At 50.3% G+C, this 16747-nt stretch carries 15 protein-coding genes and 4 tRNA genes; 5 read left to right on the forward strand and 14 right to left on the reverse strand.

The genetic code is table 11. From position 1 onward, the window contains the following. Positions 1-8 precede the first annotated feature (8 nt). Positions 9-449: a hypothetical protein gene (locus BZG81_RS05340; protein ID WP_021023116.1), complete on the forward strand. Its 441-nt coding sequence runs from the start codon at positions 9-11 to the stop codon at positions 447-449. Between the two features lie 68 nt (positions 450-517). Here BZG81_RS05340 and BZG81_RS05345 read toward each other — a convergent pair whose 3' ends face one another. Continuing rightward, a complete protein-coding gene (locus tag BZG81_RS05345; RefSeq protein ID WP_175993598.1) occupies positions 518-2134 on the reverse strand; it encodes a methyl-accepting chemotaxis protein in 1617 nt (538 codons plus the stop codon). Positions 2135-2274: 140 nt separating this feature from the next. Beyond that, positions 2275-2748 carry a DUF3429 domain-containing protein gene (locus BZG81_RS05350; protein ID WP_241827355.1) on the reverse strand — a complete coding sequence of 158 codons (474 nt, stop codon included), beginning with the start codon at positions 2746-2748 and terminating at the stop codon, positions 2275-2277. A 196-nt stretch (positions 2749-2944) separates the two neighbouring features. On the opposite strand from BZG81_RS05350, the gene BZG81_RS05355 reads away from it, so the two are divergent. Then, positions 2945-4618 carry a BCCT family transporter gene (locus tag BZG81_RS05355; RefSeq protein ID WP_077676902.1) on the forward strand — a complete coding sequence of 558 codons (1674 nt, stop codon included), beginning with the start codon at positions 2945-2947 and terminating at the stop codon, positions 4616-4618. A gap of 70 nt (positions 4619-4688) precedes the next feature. On the opposite strand, the gene glpC is transcribed toward BZG81_RS05355, so the two are convergent. The 5 genes from glpC to BZG81_RS05380 form a co-directional block, all read right to left on the reverse strand. Beyond that, on the reverse strand, positions 4689-5942 hold the full coding sequence (gene glpC, locus BZG81_RS05360) for an anaerobic glycerol-3-phosphate dehydrogenase subunit GlpC (RefSeq protein ID WP_077676903.1): 1254 nt from the start codon (positions 5940-5942) through the stop codon (positions 4689-4691). Continuing rightward, on the reverse strand, positions 5936-7243 hold the full coding sequence (gene glpB, locus BZG81_RS05365; protein ID WP_077676904.1) for a glycerol-3-phosphate dehydrogenase subunit GlpB: 1308 nt from the start codon (positions 7241-7243) through the stop codon (positions 5936-5938). Before glpB ends, glpC begins: the two co-directional genes overlap by 7 nt. Continuing rightward, complete coding sequence (gene glpA, locus BZG81_RS05370; protein ID WP_077486923.1) at positions 7240-8931, reverse strand: anaerobic glycerol-3-phosphate dehydrogenase subunit A; 1692 nt, start codon at positions 8929-8931, stop codon at positions 7240-7242. The genes glpB and glpA overlap by 4 nt, the downstream gene beginning before the upstream one ends. Positions 8932-9234: 303 nt before the next feature. Beyond that, positions 9235-9915: a YoaK family protein gene (locus tag BZG81_RS05375; RefSeq protein WP_077676905.1), complete on the reverse strand. Its 681-nt coding sequence runs from the start codon at positions 9913-9915 to the stop codon at positions 9235-9237. Positions 9916-9929: 14 nt separating this feature from the next. Next, complete coding sequence (locus BZG81_RS05380) at positions 9930-10694, reverse strand: glucosaminidase domain-containing protein (protein WP_198533630.1); 765 nt, start codon at positions 10692-10694, stop codon at positions 9930-9932. A gap of 453 nt (positions 10695-11147) precedes the next feature. On the opposite strand from BZG81_RS05380, the gene BZG81_RS05385 reads away from it, so the two are divergent. Further along, a complete protein-coding gene (locus BZG81_RS05385) occupies positions 11148-12317 on the forward strand; it encodes an MFS transporter (protein WP_077676906.1) in 1170 nt (389 codons plus the stop codon). 32 nt (positions 12318-12349) lie between these two features. On the opposite strand, the gene BZG81_RS15590 is transcribed toward BZG81_RS05385, so the two are convergent. The 3 genes from BZG81_RS15590 to BZG81_RS05395 form a co-directional block, all read right to left on the reverse strand. Continuing rightward, positions 12350-12526, reverse strand: a complete 177-nt coding sequence (locus tag BZG81_RS15590; RefSeq protein ID WP_158011828.1) for a hypothetical protein — start codon at positions 12524-12526, stop codon at positions 12350-12352. Positions 12527-12574: 48 nt separating this feature from the next. Further along, positions 12575-13237: an epoxyqueuosine reductase QueH gene (locus tag BZG81_RS05390; protein ID WP_077676907.1), complete on the reverse strand. Its 663-nt coding sequence runs from the start codon at positions 13235-13237 to the stop codon at positions 12575-12577. A gap of 239 nt (positions 13238-13476) precedes the next feature. Continuing rightward, positions 13477-13567, reverse strand: a tRNA-Ser gene (locus BZG81_RS05395). 183 nt (positions 13568-13750) lie between these two features. Between BZG81_RS05395 and BZG81_RS05400 the strand changes: the two genes are divergently transcribed. Beyond that, positions 13751-14110 carry a HopJ type III effector protein gene (locus tag BZG81_RS05400; protein WP_021023128.1) on the forward strand — a complete coding sequence of 120 codons (360 nt, stop codon included), beginning with the start codon at positions 13751-13753 and terminating at the stop codon, positions 14108-14110. Positions 14111-14177: 67 nt separating this feature from the next. Here the strand turns inward: BZG81_RS05400 and BZG81_RS05405 are convergent, their stop codons facing one another. After that, on the reverse strand, positions 14178-15155 hold the full coding sequence (locus BZG81_RS05405) for an arginine deiminase-related protein (protein ID WP_077676908.1): 978 nt from the start codon (positions 15153-15155) through the stop codon (positions 14178-14180). A gap of 258 nt (positions 15156-15413) precedes the next feature. Between BZG81_RS05405 and BZG81_RS05410 the strand changes: the two genes are divergently transcribed. Then, positions 15414-16385: a sensor domain-containing diguanylate cyclase gene (locus BZG81_RS05410; RefSeq protein WP_077461232.1), complete on the forward strand. Its 972-nt coding sequence runs from the start codon at positions 15414-15416 to the stop codon at positions 16383-16385. A 36-nt stretch (positions 16386-16421) separates the two neighbouring features. On the opposite strand, the gene BZG81_RS05415 is transcribed toward BZG81_RS05410, so the two are convergent. From BZG81_RS05415 to BZG81_RS05425, 3 genes are all read right to left on the reverse strand, one after another. Continuing rightward, a tRNA-Gly gene (locus tag BZG81_RS05415) sits at positions 16422-16497 on the reverse strand. A 35-nt stretch (positions 16498-16532) separates the two neighbouring features. Then, a tRNA-Met gene (locus BZG81_RS05420) sits at positions 16533-16609 on the reverse strand. A gap of 36 nt (positions 16610-16645) precedes the next feature. Further along, a tRNA-Gly gene (locus tag BZG81_RS05425) sits at positions 16646-16721 on the reverse strand. Between the last annotated feature and the right edge of the window lie 26 nt (positions 16722-16747).

Genomic DNA, 16747 nt, shown 5'->3' on the forward strand with positions numbered 1-16747 from the left:
AGAAGGCAATGACAGATGCTAACCACAATGAGGACACACGGTTGAACACTGATGCCAAGCCATTGGTACTCTTTTTGTGTGATGGAAAATACGGCGCGTCGTTAATGGCAGCCGCAATGATGAAAAGCAAAGCGAACAGTTTTTTTGATGTGCACTGTTATCACACAACGCAAACCATGAGCACCGATAAGGCCGCACAAGCGCTGATCCAGTTTCAAATATCGACTTACGATCTGGCGCCGGCGCCATTGGATGCGCTGACACTCGACTATGTCGATTATTTAATTGCTCTGAATCCCGCATCGGTACAATCGGGCCTGCCATTGCCAAGCTACGGCAAATTTATTCCCTGGGATGTGACCGAAAACAGCGACGCCGGGCTTGCTGCCGTTTTGCGTGCTATCAACCAAAATGTGAATTACTTTCTCTCTCTGTATTTATTTCGATAAAAAATGCGCCACTTAGGCGCATCTTTTGTTGTTAACAAGGCTCTCACAATGAGCCTTGGCTTTTCGGTTTATAGTCTAAACGCTTGAGCCTGCTCACTCATACTCGCGTTTTCTTTTTCTAACCGCTCGTACGCTTGGCGCGTTTGCTCTGCCGTTTCAGCCAAAGACTCCGCCGCACGGTGAATTGCTGCAACGTTTTGGTTTAAATCAGCGGCGGCAGTGGTTTGTTCTTCGGTCGCCGTCGCAATCGCCCCTGTCATTTCTGACACCTGCTGCGTTGACGCATTGATGGTCTCAATCGCCTCTGCCGCGCGTTTGGCGTCATCCAATCCTTTTTGGGTTAATGTTTGGCTGTCACTCATCACCTGATAGGCCTGACGCGCTTTGGTTTGCAGCCCTTCGATGATTTGATTAATCTCATCGGTTGATGACTGCGTCTTGGTTGCCAAACCGCGCACTTCATCCGCGACCACAGCAAAACCGCGACCTGCCTCACCGGCGCGCGCCGCTTCAATCGCCGCATTAAGGGCAAGTAAATTCGTTTGCTCGGCAATGGTACTGATCACCTCTGAGACCTTACCGATATTTTCACTGTCTGCGGTTAACGCTTCAATCACTTGCGACGCTTCGTTAACTTGATCTTTCGCGGCCACGCTTTGCTGGTAAGACTGTTCAAAGGTTTCTCGACCTTGCTGGGCATACTCGCGCGATTTATCAGTGTGCTCGGCCGCCGCGACCGTATTACTCGCCACTTCCCCAAATGTTGACTCCATTTGTGTCATAGCACTGGCGAGCTGTGATAGCTCACTACGCTGTTGCTCAACACTGTTGACCGTATCCGTCACCTGAGTCGAAAGCTCGTTACTGACCGTTTGTAGCCGCTGTGTGCCTTTTATCAGCGAACCAATTAAGTGGGTGATACTGCTTTGCATCTGATCGAATGTATTGGCGGCCTGTCCTAATTCATCACGGTTAAACTGAGCAAGATCGAGCCGTTGCGTCAGATCGCCACTTTCTACCCGCTGCATTTGCGTAACCAGTAAGGACAATGGTCCGCGGATACGGTTTTGGAGTAAAAGTGCAACGATAACCATCAACACGATCAGCGCGACAATTACCGCTATCCCTATGATAATCAGCTGTTCGATTTTCTTAGACTCTTGTGCTTTGATGGTATTGGCCTGTGCTTCTAGATCAGCTTGTAACGACGCTAGGTTATCCACTATTTGATCAAAAGGCGCTAACATTGGCCCAAGCATTTTGCGTCGAGCGTCGTCTATTCGCCCATTATCGATTAGACGAATATAATCATTTTGCATCTCGCGATAGCCATTCAAACGTGTCTCAATGGTGGTGACTTCATCGCTGTTGCTATCTCGAACCGTCAGCGTTTTCATATCCGTCAGCGCGCCACGTACCGATTCGTCATTGCGCTTAATTTTCACCAGGATGTCGCGATGCGCTTGTTTATCATCGGTTAGGCCATAATCGAGCGCAAAACGGCGGTAGGTTACCGTGTAATAGCGTAAATCTGACACCGTGCTGAGCAAACGCACATTGCGCTCGACAACGTCATTGAACTGGGTTTTAACTGAGCTAATTTCACTGAACAAATAGGCGCCACTCAGGGCGACTGCAATCCCGAGCGCAATAAACACCGTCCGCAAATACTGAATGATTGTCATAGATTCCCCATTACCCTTAAATACCATCACTAAATTAATTGTTTTTCTGCGCCAAGGGTAACGGATACGGCCAATAGTTGTAATAGGTTCAGCCAACTATGTAAAAACAAACCAACTAAAAAAGAACCAGCTTAAACGTATTAATTTGCAAAGAGCAGCAACGCATGAAAGGCCATCACACTAAGTGTGAGCCGATCGCGCATCGTTTGGTACCCCGCTGGCTGATCGTTTTTTTGTTGGCGATATCGAATCCACCGTTCGGTAAGCCACACTAAAAAGTAACCTGCCGTAAGCACGCTTACGGTCAGGGATAGAGGTGTCGCCCCTTTGACCAATGCGCCCCATGCAAGCAGGGCGAACACATTACTGAGTACCAACGCATACCGATTCGATGTAGGAGGTGGGTTATCCAGGCCGTTCCCCCACAACACGCCGGATAAAAAGCTTAAAATCACGGCACTGTAGGTAATAAACAATTGTTCGCCAGCTAAGCCAAAAACTGTCAGCCCAGTCCAACTGACCCCGAGGGCCCCCGCGAACGGTAATAGGCCAAGATAGCCTAAATTCAACATGGTGCGATCCGCTGACGATGAACGAACATCGGGTTGGGGCATTGTTTTACTCCTACTCATAAACCAGTCCAGCTCGTTTATACGGTATCACTGCCATGATGGCTGATAGCTCGTGCCGGTTTGCTGCTTTTCTCATCACTTTGCACTTCACTACCGTGATAAAGGCCTCTTTTTTTTGCAAAGAAAACGCACCTTGCGTAAATTGTTGCGCGTTTTGTTGTTTAAAAAGGAGTTACTCATGTCAACACGAAGTACGTCGGATGCGAGCAATGCCAGCACATTGCAGCATCCGTTTGCCGATTGCGTCACCCAAACGGGGCCGTTTAAGGGCGTTCATAAAAATATGATGATCGCCGCTACCCTTCTGGTTTTCGTCTTCGTTTTTTTTACCGGGTTTAACACTCACCTAGCGGCCAGTGTGTTTGCTGCTGCTCGCGGATGGGTAGAGTCTACGTTCGGTTGGTATTACATGTTGGTGCTTGTTCTCTTATTGGCCGCCAGCTTCATTATTGCAGTCACCCGTTTTGGTAATGTTCGTTTGGGTGACGACGACGATCGCCCCGAATTTAGTACTTTTTCGTGGCTATCGATGTTATTTTCCGCCGGTGTCGGTGTTGGCATATTGTTTTTTGGGGTAGCCGAACCCACGCTCTACTTTGATACAAGTGGTGCGTTCGGCTACCCCAACAATCCATATGCTGATATGGCAGGCGCAACCACCATGGGATTTGATCGCGCGGCCGCTGCCCTGCGTGTTACCTACTTTCACTGGGGCTTTCATGGCTGGGCCGTGTACGTCATTGTTGGCCTCGCGCTGGCGTATTTCTCGTTCCGTAAAAAACTGCCGCTCGCGCTACGATCCACCATTTATCCGCTGATTGGCGATCGGATCTACGGGCCCATTGGCCATATCACCGATATTTTAGGTGTCCTCGGCTGCGTATTCGGTGTCGCCACCTCGCTCGGGTTAGGTGTCAGTCAGATCGCGGTGGGGCTCGATCGCTTATTTGGCATCGATCCCGGTGTCATGACTCAGGTTATCCTGATCGTTTTGATTTCCGTGGCCTCAATCATGTCGTCTCTGTCTGGCGTCGGCAAAGGGATCCGCATTATTTCCGAGTGGAACATTATCGTCTCGGCATTGGTAATCGCTTACTTCTTATTTGGCGGTCCAACCACCTGGTTGATCCACGTCTTTGGGGCTTCACTCAGTGACTATTTGGTCGGTTTTATCCCAATGGGACTGTGGTTTCCTGAAACGCCAGGCCCAGCCGCATGGCAAAATGCCTGGACCATTTTCTACTGGGGTTGGTGGATTGGCTGGGCGCCCTTTATTGGCTTATTTATTGCCCGCATTTCTCGCGGACGTACCCTGCGTGAGTTTGTGGTTTGTGTGCTTTGCGCGCCAACGCTGATGATTTTTGCCTGGTTGGCCATTTTTGGCGGCAATGCGTTGCATCAAGAGCTTGTTGCTGAGACGGGTGTCGGTACAGCGGGAATCATTGATTTGGTGAATGGCTGGGACTTGCCTGCGGCATTGTTCGCCACAGCCGATGGCATTACCGGCGGCGGTATCTGGGGTTGGATACTGAACGCCATGATGATCTTTTTGCTGTTTAGCTGGTTTATTACCTCGTCCGATTCCAGCACCTTGGTGCTCACCACCATTCTGTCGATGGGCAATGATGATCCGCCGAAACGCTTCCGTGTTTTCTGGGGCACTATGATCGGCGCCGTCGCCGCGGTGCTTTTGGTCGCAGGCGGCTTAAGAGCCTTACAAACGGCCAACATGGTGACTGCATTACCTATCAGTGTATTGGTGATCTTAATGACCATCAGTGTGATGAAGTCTTTACTGGCAGAGCCGGTTGGCAAGCCCACCGCCTCGACGCCATCACAAGCGAATCACTAGACCAGTTTCACCGGCCAACGAAAGCGCCACCTAATACGGTGGCGCTTTTTATTCGAGGTCGTCGTCGCTTTTATGGGTTCGCATCATCCACGGCCATCGCCAGCACACTGACCGGATGCAAGGCTTCCAACGGGGTGTTCTCTTCAATTTGCCATTTGCAGGTTTCACAATCGGTGATAGCAAAGTCGGCTTCTGCAGCTCTAATCTGCGCAAACAAACCACTACCGATGGCAATCGAGGTTTGATAGTTCTCGGTTTTAAAGCCATAGGTGCCTGCCAAACCACAACACTCGCTATCGAGCACAACCACGTCTAGCCCGGGGATCATCCGCAATAGCTCAATGGTGAACATCGCATTGCCACTGCGCTCCAAGTGACAAGGGGTGTGATACACCACCCGTTTATTGACGGGTTTTAGCTTGGGCATCTCGCCATTCATTGCCGCTTTGAGTAAAAAACGGGTCACGAAGCTAATTTGTCCTGCCACATGCTGATTGTCGACGCCCAATACATGCGGATACTCTTCTTTGAGTGTCAGCGCACACGATGATGACGTCGCGATCACTGGGCGCTCGTCGGCAACAGAATCGGCAATCATCGCGGTATTGGCGGTGGCATTACGTCTTGCTTTATCATAAAAACCGTTAGCAATTAAGGGGACACCACAGCATTTGTGTTTCTCTAATAGCTGAACGCCATAGCCCATCGCATTCATTACTGTGACCAAGTCTTTGCCGAGCTGCGGATTGTTAAAATTCACATAACAACCGTGAAAATAGCTGACTTGTTTGGGGTATTCAGCTTGTGCCGCCGTTTGGCTTTTCATCCAGCGGCGGAAGGTACCAAAAGAATACTTAGGCAAGGATTTATGTTTATCTACCCCGATGGTGGCATGCATCACCGCTTTTACCGGTTTTAAATCCGTCATCGCATTCACAATCGGTGCCACCGGGTTCGCCAAGGTACCAAATAAATCGGTGTGGCTGAGCACGTAATCACGCATCAACTTAGGATTGATGTTTTTCTCGCCATGTTTACCCCGTGCCACGGCAATGATATCACCAATTTTTACCCCAGAGGGACAGGCGGTTTCGCAGCGTTTGCAGTTGGTGCATAGTTTGAGTAGGTCGTCATAATACTCTGGATTTTTAATCCGCAGACGCTCGCCGTCCGGCCCACACTCTTTGGGGCCCGGATACGCCGGATTCACTTTCGACACGGGGCAGTACACAGTGCAGACGGTACACTTGATACACTGGTCAAAACTGGTGGGCTGCGGTGCATGGTCGCGATATTCTCGCTGTTTAAGCCATTCAGTTAACATATGGCCTCCTTAGCGTTTGCCATCACGGCAAGTGCTCGTTGTGCCGCGGCGTAGCCTGTTGCAACCGCAACGCCTCCGCCGCAACCTTCAAAGACGGGGTCGTAACCACTGAGTACTGCCCCACATACAAACAAGTTTTGACAACGTTTTCCGCGCGCGGTAGGCCGCAGTTGGTTATCGGTGTTAATACCGAAGGCCATAAAAGGATGACTTTGCTGGCTGAAAAAGTCGTCATTGCGCCATTCGCTGCGGTCAGGGCTTTGTACCATATCTAACCCCAGTGTTGGCTCGCTAACTTGGGTGCGATCCGCATTCAAGCCGCGGCTAAAATAGCTTCCCGTCGCCAAGATCACTGCCTCTGCGGTTAACGGAATATCCTCTAGCTGACGGGTATGTAATGCGGTGAGGCGGCCACTGTCGTCAAACTCGCCGCTGGTGACTTGATCACCGCGTAGCAACATGCCACCTGCACTGGCAAACGCGCGCTGCAGGGCCTCTTCTATTCGAATCCCGAGTAACGAAGGCGGCATAGTGGGCACTTCATGGAAGCAACGATCGGTGCGCTGTTTAAGTGCATCCATACCCTGCTCGCCCGCGACGTTGGCAATGATGGCAGGCAAAATCACGAGCTCATCCGGTCCAGATTGCGCGATTAACTGCTCGCACAGGCTTTCAAAGGCGTTAGGCTCAGCCAGTAAGCGTGACAGATCAACCGAACGCAATTCATTGCGGTTACGGCGCAAACGCTCCGCACCAGGAATCGAAAGCGTGATGGTGCGACTCGGGCAGGAGGCAAAATCGCGCTGCGCGGTAATAGTGTCTTTGGCTAACGTCGGTTGCGCATCGCGATAGCCGTCAATGGCGGCAAAACAGAGACCCGAAAAACGGCGCGGGCCGCGATGTTGATACACGTGCCCTTGCGATAACCACGTCGGACGCACGGTGCCCAGCGGCGTGATCCGGCCATGATTGGCGTTGTCTTCTTGATGATACAAACACACTTTTTGCGCACTGAGTTGCTGTTGGAACCAGGTTAACGAATCGGTGATCTCATCAAGGCTAACCTTGGCATAAGGGTGCTCAGGATGCTGGCGCACCAATTTGGGAATCGCCTCAAACGGTTGGATAACCGGCTCACCATTAGGAAAATGGCCCAGTACATCAATTGAACCCGAGGAAAAATGCAGTGCACTTTGTCCCGCACTGATCATTACCGTTTTTTTGCCGGCTTCCAATGCACGTATCGCTGCCGTATACCCAGCAATGCCACCGCCAATCACCGCAATATCATAGTGAATCATTGTGAGACCTCCTGATCGACAGCTTGAGTGGACACTTGCTCATTCATTTCCGTTTTTGATTCCTCGCTCGACGACTTAGGCACATCACCGGCGCCAAATAATCCTTGATAAATCCAGTAACTAAATTCGGCTTCGCGTAAAGCGTCCCCCCAGAAGATAGGCTTGACGCCCTTCCAGCGCTCTTCAAGAAAGTCCACCAGCAGCCCAGCACTCGCTTGCCCATCTAATCCTCCGCACTCACTGAATAAGCTGGCGGCGCGATAACTGCACAACTCGCCCTGACACGGCCCCATTCCAAGACGGGTGCGACGGCGTAAATCAGTGATGTTTTTTGCATCCAACGATTGAATGGCATAATTCACCTCGCCTTTGGTCACCATTTCGCATTCGCAAATCACCGCTTGGCTGTCGTCACTTTCATCCAAGAAATGGCTGACGCGTTCGCCATGGCGATAATAGGCGGATTGATAGACGGGTTTGACCAAGCTTGCACTGGCTTTGCTGATCCCTTTGGAGGGCTCAGAGCCCGGTAGCGGCCGTGTCGCGGTTTGGCAGGCATTGCGGTTACCCAGTTTTTCAGCCACCAAATCTGTGGCTTGCTCGGCCATCAGTCGATAGGTCATGAGTTTGCCACCGGTAATGGTGATCAAACCGTCAAGGCCATCGCGCGCTTGGTGGTCAAGCAACACGATGCCGCGGCTGATATTACGACCACTGCCATCATCGTCCACCGAGACCAACGGGCGTACGCCTGCATAAGCCCGTAACACCCGAGTATTGGCCATGATGGGAGCCAGCTTGGCGCCCTCGCGCATCAGCACATCCACTTCTTGTGGCGTCACCGCCAACTTATCAATTTGGTCGTACTCAATATGCTCGGACGTCGTACCAATTAAGGAAATAGTATCGCCAGGCACCAAGATGTCCGCATCGGCCGGTTTGCGACAGCGGTTGATCACCCGATTATTAATGCGGTAATCGAGGATCAGCAGTGAGCCCTTGGCAGGAAACATTTTGATGTTGAGATCGGCATACTCACAGATAGTCTGGCCCCAAATCCCTGCCGCATTGATCACTTGCTGGGCCATAATCGAAAAGCGCTCACCCGTTAGAGTGTGGATACAATGAACCCCTTGTACCGTCGCGCCTTGGCGAATTAATCCAGTGACTTGGGTATGATTAAATACCTTGCCGCCATGCTCTTTACCGTCTAACACATTTGCCGCACACAAACGAAAGGGGTCAACCGTGCCATCGGGCACTTGCACGGCGCCTATCATGGCCGGGTTAGCATTGGGCTCTAGAGCGAGCGCCTCATGCGGTGTGAGTTTTCGTGTCGGAATACCGGCTTTATCACAACTGGCGATAAAGGTATCTTGGTAGGCCAGATCGTCTTCCGGCAAGGTAATAAACAGCCCCTTGGTATCTTCCACGCAATGACGCGCCACGGATTTAAGAATGGTGTTTTCTTGGATGCATTCGCGTGCCGATTCGGTATCCGTGACCGCGTAACGAGCCCCAGAATGCAACAACCCATGGTTGCGACCCGAAGTGCCTGCCGCAATATCGTCACGTTCGAGCAAAATGCACGAGATGCCGCGAAGCGCACAATCGCGCATGATACCAGTGCCGGTCGCACCGCCACCAATGATGACCACATCCGTTTCAATATAATGGCGAGTTGGCATGGGGCCTCCTTGTTACTTTATCGTAACCAGAGTGTGGCATTTCCCGTGCAACAATGACGGCGACAACATCACACTATGCGCGAAAGCGAAAAGGAAACTGCGGCTTGTTTGATTTAGGACAAACTTTTCAGTGGCGGATAGCGCGCGAATGGTGACACGGCAAATGAGCACTACAAGAAACCAGTCCACGTTTATCCGCCATTTGAGGAAAACACCTAGGAATAGCATGGTCGTGAAAAAGAAGACAAAGAAGACAAAGCCGCCATGCTCGAAAACGCGCATTGTTAATAAATTGTGTATTTATTAGCTATTATTGCCCGATCTCAAATGTTGTCGAGTCATGGTGGCGCGATAACACAGTGCCACCACGAAGCATAATCCCGCCGGAAACAACAAGGCCGTAAAGTGGAAATGCGCAAATAACGCCGCCCCTACCACGCCGCCGACAATAAACCCCGACGCAATCAGTAAAAACAGCATCAGTTTACGCTTATCAACGCGGTTACCGCGCAGCTTGCCGCCCAACATTAAGCCTAAATCGGTGACAATACCGGTTAAATGGGTTGAGCGTACAATCGCACCACTATAGGTGGTCGCCATCGCATTTTGCAGGCCACAAGCCGCCGATGCCGCCAGTTGACCAATGGCAAAGCCGCGGGATAAAAAATAAAACGCCACCACAATTAACCCGGCTTCAACAAAGAGTGCCGAGTCATAATGGCGGCCCAGCTTTAGCGTGCTGCCATGCAACAAGCAGCCGGACACCGCAGCACCAAGGAAAAAGGCCAACAATAAGCCACCCAGCTGAACAACGTGCATCCACTGGCCCGCAAACAGCCCCGAGCCAAATTGCGTCGCGGTGCCTGACACGTGGGAGACGGCTTGGTGTTCAAAGCCCAACAAGCCGATCGCATTGATGGTGCCGGCGATCAGTGCCAACACGAACGCCCCGGATTCAACCCACCGAGGCAAACGGGTAATCATTGGCTTTCCTTGCGTTAGTTAGTCGATGACGATGCTGGCGGGTCGAGCCTATCGAGTTGGTTATGACGGATCATCGCTTGCAACTCTTCCACATAGGCCTGCCCACGCTCAGAGTAGCGCCCTAACCCATTGGCGAGCACCGCGCCTGAAAGCGTTTTGTTTTGCTCTCGCAGACGGGCGCGGATCTCGCGTAGTCCTTGATATGCGGCATGGGTATTAAGGTTGTTGATATAGCTTTCTACCGAGGCTTGTGGGCCTTCAAACGCAGCCACTTCATGGGTTTTGCCTTCCGTTCGCTGCTTAGGCACCAGACCACAGCCTTTGCTGAAACACCACTGGCCAAAGTAGTTATTGCCTTCACGTGCAAACCGTGAGGTGCCCCACGCACTCTCATTGGCTGCCTGCGCTAACACCAACGACGGCGGAATGATATCCACTCGTTGGATCAGCGCCATCCAATTCGCTTCCTGGCTAACATCAAAGTCTGCTAACTCGTACTGATTCGCCAGCGCTTGGACGCGTTTTGTTTCTCGGCTACTTAACGCATTTTTACGCGCATGCCATGCCAACAATGCGGTACGATCGGCCCGTATTTGGCTATTAATCGTATTGACAACGGGCGTGAAGTAATCAAAAAACGCCTGCTTGCGCTCTGCCCCCGCGGCAAAAGATTGGAAATCAGGAACAAGGGGAGCTTTGGGCTGCTGACGCGAGATCAAAATGGTGATAGCCACAGCAACAATAGCCATGCCAATCAAGACAAAGTTACGATGTTTCATGATGCCCCTAGGTTTGTCGATGTGAGCGGTATTATACGCGAAATACCCGTTGGCGACGAATATCGCCCTCTCAACGTCATACTGGCAGTGCCACATCTATGTTAACAGGGAAAAATCACCCGAAAACACGCCCCACCTAAATCACTATGGTCAACCTCAACATGGCCGTGATGGCGGGGACTCTCACTAAGTAATTCGACCACCGGTCAATGGTGGCTCGTTTTGTTTCATATTGCCTTCCGCAATATAATATATTGTTTATCATGTAAAAAATACTTTCCTGCACCCACTAACTGTATTTATAGGCTGTCATTGAAGCCTTCAATAACATTTTGTTACATTTACTAATCATCATACAGTTGCACCTTACTTGGAATTATTTTCTTATCGCCATCCGCGCTTCAATTGGCGACATACTCGCGACTTTTCAAACACTCACGCGCTAGGCTAACCATGAAAAACATTTTATTTTTACCCATTGCGATGTTTGCGTTCGGTATGGATGCATATGTCGTTGCGGGCATTATCCCGGAAATTTCGACCAGTTTTCATATTACTGAAGCCCAAACAGCACAGATGGTGACTGCCTTTACGTTGTGCTATGCCCTTTCCGCACCCATACTGGCTACCTTATTGGCTGGCTTTCCTACTAAAAAGGCCCTCGTGCTGTCGATGTTGGTATTTATTGCCGCTAACCTTGTCACGATTTTCAGCACTCACTTGACCATGCTACTTGCAAGCCGTGCGCTAGCCGGTATTGGCGCAGGCATTTTCTCACCTTTAGCGGCGGCGAGTGCGGCATCTTTGGTGCCTGACGAAAAGAAAGGTCGCGCATTAGGTCTTTTACTGGGTGGAATGAGTGCTGGCACTGTTGTCGGGGTTCCCGCCGGTCTCGCTCTGGCGACTTGGCTTGGATGGCAAGGTGTTTTTGCTGTCGTGATCGGTATCGCGCTTATTGGGCTTGTTGGCGTGGTGCTCGGAGTGCCGCATATCTGTGTCGCGCCGCCGCCATCATTAAAAGCGCGCGTCGCGTTACTCACCGATCGTTCAGTATCTGCGACGATTACTGTCACGTTTCTGACGGCTGTCGCCAGCTTAGGACTCTATTCTTACCTCGCACCGGTGATTACGGGTATCACACAACAAACCAACCTTACGCCATATTTATGGGTTTGGGGGCTGGGTGGTATGATTGGCAGCTCCATCATCGGCCATTTAATCGACTGGGTAAAACACCCAAGGGCGATCCTGCTAGGCATACTGGCGCTAATGTCAGTGGCAATATATAGCATTCCGAGTAGTTTGCCTCTGTCTTCACTGATTGCCTTTGTGCCATTCTTCTTGTGGGGTGCGGCCGGTTGGTCGTCACTCGCGCCACAGCAACACACACTGATTAGCCTCCAACCTGATCATAGCGCCGCGGTGGTGGCACTGAATAGTTCTTCAAACTACCTAGGGGGTGCGGTGGGTACCTTATTAGGTGGTTTGTGGCTCAGCCACGGCCTTTCGGTGACTCAGCTTGTCTATGCAGCCGCGGCAGTTGGTGGCGTTGCTATCGTTATTCAAATTGGGATTCTACGCCAAAGCGCCCACTCAGTAGCGACAAGGTGCAAAAGCACCTAGCTCGACAATATTCCAAGTATCCAAAACCTTTATTAGACGTTGAATTTACTTGCCTCAGTCGGCAGTAATTCAGGTGGTGGCATGGTCACGGTTTGCAGTCCTGCCGTTTGCAAGGCGACTTTTATGATATCAAGATGCGCTTGTGTTGCCTCTAGCCAATTGCTGGCATCGCCCTTCACACCTGCTCGGTGAAAGCCATTTAACCGCACGGAAAAGCACCTGAGAGGCGCCTTTCGGTTTAAATCTGGTGCTTAGTTTTAATCGTCGCCGTAGTATTGCACGCCGAGCTTAATTCGCTCGCGTCCTTGCGCTAGGCGGTGTTTATTCGTATCCCGCAGCGAATAAATACACCCGCAGTATTCCTGCTGGTAAAAACGCTCGCGCTTGCTGATTTCTATCATTCGCTGACTACCACCTTGCTTGCGCCAGTTGTAATCCCAGTAGCTTACATCTGGATATGGGGCGGCTGCGCGATGGCCACAATCATTAATTTGCTGCATGTTCTTCCAGCGCGAGATACCCAGTGAACTACTGATAAACCGGAAACCATGTTCGGCGGCATATAGCGCTGTGCGCTCAAACCGCATGTCAAAGCACATGGTGCATCGGATGCCGCGCTCAGGTTCAAACTCCATCCCCTTAGCTCTGGCGTACCAGTTATCGGTATCGTAATCCATATCGATAAACGGCACGTCATGATCTTCTGCAAAGCGAATATTCTCCTGCTTACGGATTTCGTATTCTTTAGCCGGATGAATGTTGGGATTATAGAAAAAGATACTGTAGCGGATCCCGCTTGCTTGTATAGCTTCCATCACCTCTCCCGAACAAGGGGCACAACAAGAGTGAAGGAGTAACTGGTCGTTGTCGCGATCAAAGTCAGGCGGCAAAGGCAACGGCGTACGTGTAAATTCAGGCATGGCAATTCCGTGTTCACAATGCAAAAAATAAAACGCCAATATTCATATATTTGCGTATGTAACGGATTCTAGCACGCCATCGCCCAAATTTGCAGACGTTGTGATTTTCGAGCGGTGTTTTGCGCTTATTTATGATGAACTTTACATCACTTACTCGGGCGAGTGTGAACAGACTTCGGAAAGAGAAGGTTAAAATAGATACAAAAAAGCCGCTGATTTTTCAGCGGCTTTTTTAGATTTGGCGGAGGGACAGGGATTTGAACCCTGGAAGGGCTATTAACCCTTGCCGGTTTTCAAGACCGGTGCTTTCAACCGCTCAGCCATCCCTCCGAACAGCTTTGTATACTAATGATGCCCTAGTGCAATGTAAAGTACTGCAACACTATTTTTTGTTTAAGTGATGGATATTCATCCGTTACTGACATGTCGCGGCTTCACATTCGGTGAACAAGTTGGTACAACGTGCATATACTCTCCATTGAGAGCTCGCATGTTACTAACTCAGGAACCGACATGACCTTAGACAGCTTTCTCGCCAAAGTCACACAAACACCCGATATGGTAATGTTTGATGAGACGATGGCGGTGATAGATGCACATTACGACTACGCGCCCACGCGATTTACTAACGGTAATCTCGCCAATAAAGCTGGACAAAATACAGGCTCTTGCAAAGTGCTCGCGTTTTGCCGGCTGCATGAGTTAACAGAAGCGCAAACGCTCGCGTGTTTCGGAGGGTACTACCGCGAGGACGTGTTGAGCCATCCCTCTGGGACTGATCATAAAAATATTCGTAATTTTATGGTAACCGGATGGAAAGGTGTGTCGTTTGACAAAATGCCCTTAAAAGCAAAAACGCGAACGCATTCTTAAATGACGTCCGATCAAAAACGGCGACCCGCGGTCGCCGTTTGCCTATGACGCCATACTTGATCGAACGCTAGCTAGTATGCTGACGCGGCAGAAATATCTCCCCCATCATACAACGTACGCTACCGCCGCCAATTGTCTCTATTGTTGTGACATCGATAGGAACCAGTTTCCCAAACTGGCGTAATGTACGCTTTTGCGCTTCTGTAAAAGCACTGTAAGCAGACAACGACATCACAATCACCGATTCGCCATGTCGATTTCGCAATTGCAAGATATTGCCACAAAGCTGATTCATTTGTGATTCACTGATCGAGACGAGCGTTTTGTCTTCGCTCAGTGTATTGCAGACCAAATCCCGCTGCCCGGCCTCTATTACCTCATCACAAACCACGGCAAACGCTTCGCCCACAGCCATCATCACATTAGTATGATAAACCGGATTGCCATCGCTCATCTCGGTGTTGAAGCTCACGACTTGTCGCATGCCCACCTTTGCTGCCCATTCGGTCAATAAAATACTGTCACAACGGTGTGAAAGTGCCGCATAAACACGCTGGTTAAGGTGATCGATAACCATTGCGCCTGTGCTTTCGAGAAACGCCTCTTCTTTATCATGACATTTGACCTTATGCACATGATTAACGTCATAGCCGGCACGATCCAATGCTGCCATTAAACGCTCTGGCTTTACCTCCAACTGACGATTTGGGCATGCCATAGGGTAAAGATAAAGCTCACCACTGGGCAAGGTGCTAAACCAGTTATTCGGGAAGACGGCATCCGGTGTCGCCGGATCCGAGTCAGGGTATTCCATCACCACCACATCAATACCATGGCGACGCAAAATCATCACCATGTTATTARACTCTGCCATGGCGCGCGTTTTTACTTCCTCGTCGGGCAATGAGGGAGCGTGTTGAAAACCATTATCCTCACTGGTTTGTGCATTAAACTTAAAATGAAGCGGGGGCACCATCAACACGGCCGACGCTGCGTGGGGATGGGATAGCGGATATTGGGTATCGTAGCTCGCTAAAAACGCCATAAGCAAACCTTCTAAAACAACATGACTTAAAGAGTATAGATGGGCTATGGGGTACGCGATCAGTTTTAAACGCGCAACAGCCTCACCCAGTGGAATGAATAACCGCAGGAAAATATCATTGAAACAAGTTTTTTACAAATAGGGTTTTTTACACCCCGGTTTTTACAAATCATTTTTTTACAAATCCAGGTGAATCCGCACATTGCAGGGCGGAAGTTTAGTTAACTACACTATTAAAATAAACAGGGAGAACAAAGCATGAAACCAGCGCAGCCAACTCGCCACGAAGATAAGCGTCTTCACGCCTTATATGATCTAGGGATATTAGATACGGGCCGTGAAGATCGATTTGAGCGAATTGTGCGTGTCGCTGCCTACGTATCTGATTGCCCGGTGGTTGCGATTAGCCTGGTTGATGAAGATCGCCAATGGTTTAAAGCCAAACGTGGGTTAGCCGTTAATCAGACTGGGCGCAGTGAGTCCATTTGTGGGCATGCTATTCATCAACTCGAACCATTTATCATTGAGGACACGCTTAATGATCGTCGATTTGATGATAACCCATTGGTAACCGGCCCTCCTAACATCCGTTTTTATGCTGGATTCCCTTTTAGTCTTGATAGCGAGCACTTGCTTGGTACCCTCTGTGTCATCGACCACAAGCCTCGTCAGCTCACTGACGCCTGTGAGCGCGCGCTGTCAGATCTCGCGCGAATCGTGGAACATGAGCTGGTCATGACTCAACAAAATGTGATCGACCCTTTGACAAGCGTATTTAATCGCCGTGGCTTTTACCGAGAAGTAACCAGCTATTTGACCGATGAGATGGTGATCGAAGATCAACATACTTTGCTGCACTTTGACGTCCGTCAGCTACAAGGCATAAATCGGCACTATGGCAAGCATGCGGGTGATGGCGTCCTGAGAGCATTTGCCGCCTGTTTAAGGGATGTCTTTGATGATACAGGCTGGATAGGACGTTTAGAAGGCTGTGAATTCGCCGTATTATTGATTCAACAAGACGTTGACGCCGTCGAAGCCCAATTAGATCGATTTTACCTAAGGCTCTGCCGGCGTTTATCGTCAGAACGTTATCCGTTTGTCTATTCGGTCGGCCTCGCCCACTTCACCCAGATCGATGAAACAGTGACATTAGAAACCATGTTATTAGACGCAACGAACGACACTCGGACATACCCTGTGCCTTCGGAAACACGTGATATTGGATAACGCTAACAAAATAGATGAGAAAAACGATGAGAAGATTGGAGCGACATACGAGGTTCGAACTCGTGACCTCGACCTTGGCAAGGTCGCGCTCTACCAGCTGAGCTAATGTCGCTTGTTCAATCAAGCGCCTAAAAGCGCTTAGAAAATTGGTTGCGGGAGGCGGATTCGAACCACCGACCTTCGGGTTATGAGCCCGACGAGCTACCAGACTGCTCCATCCCGCGTCCGTAACATCAATCATGCTTGATGTGGGCAAAACTTGGAGCGACATACGAGGTTCGAACTCGTGACCTCGACCTTGGCAAGGTCGCGCTCTACCAGCTGAGCTAATGTCGCCTATGCAATTAAGCGTTGCATCACGC

It is taken from the genome of Salinivibrio sp. MA607, from assembly GCF_001996245.1.
In the GTDB taxonomy this organism is placed as follows: Bacteria; Pseudomonadota; Gammaproteobacteria; order Enterobacterales; family Vibrionaceae; genus Salinivibrio; species Salinivibrio costicola.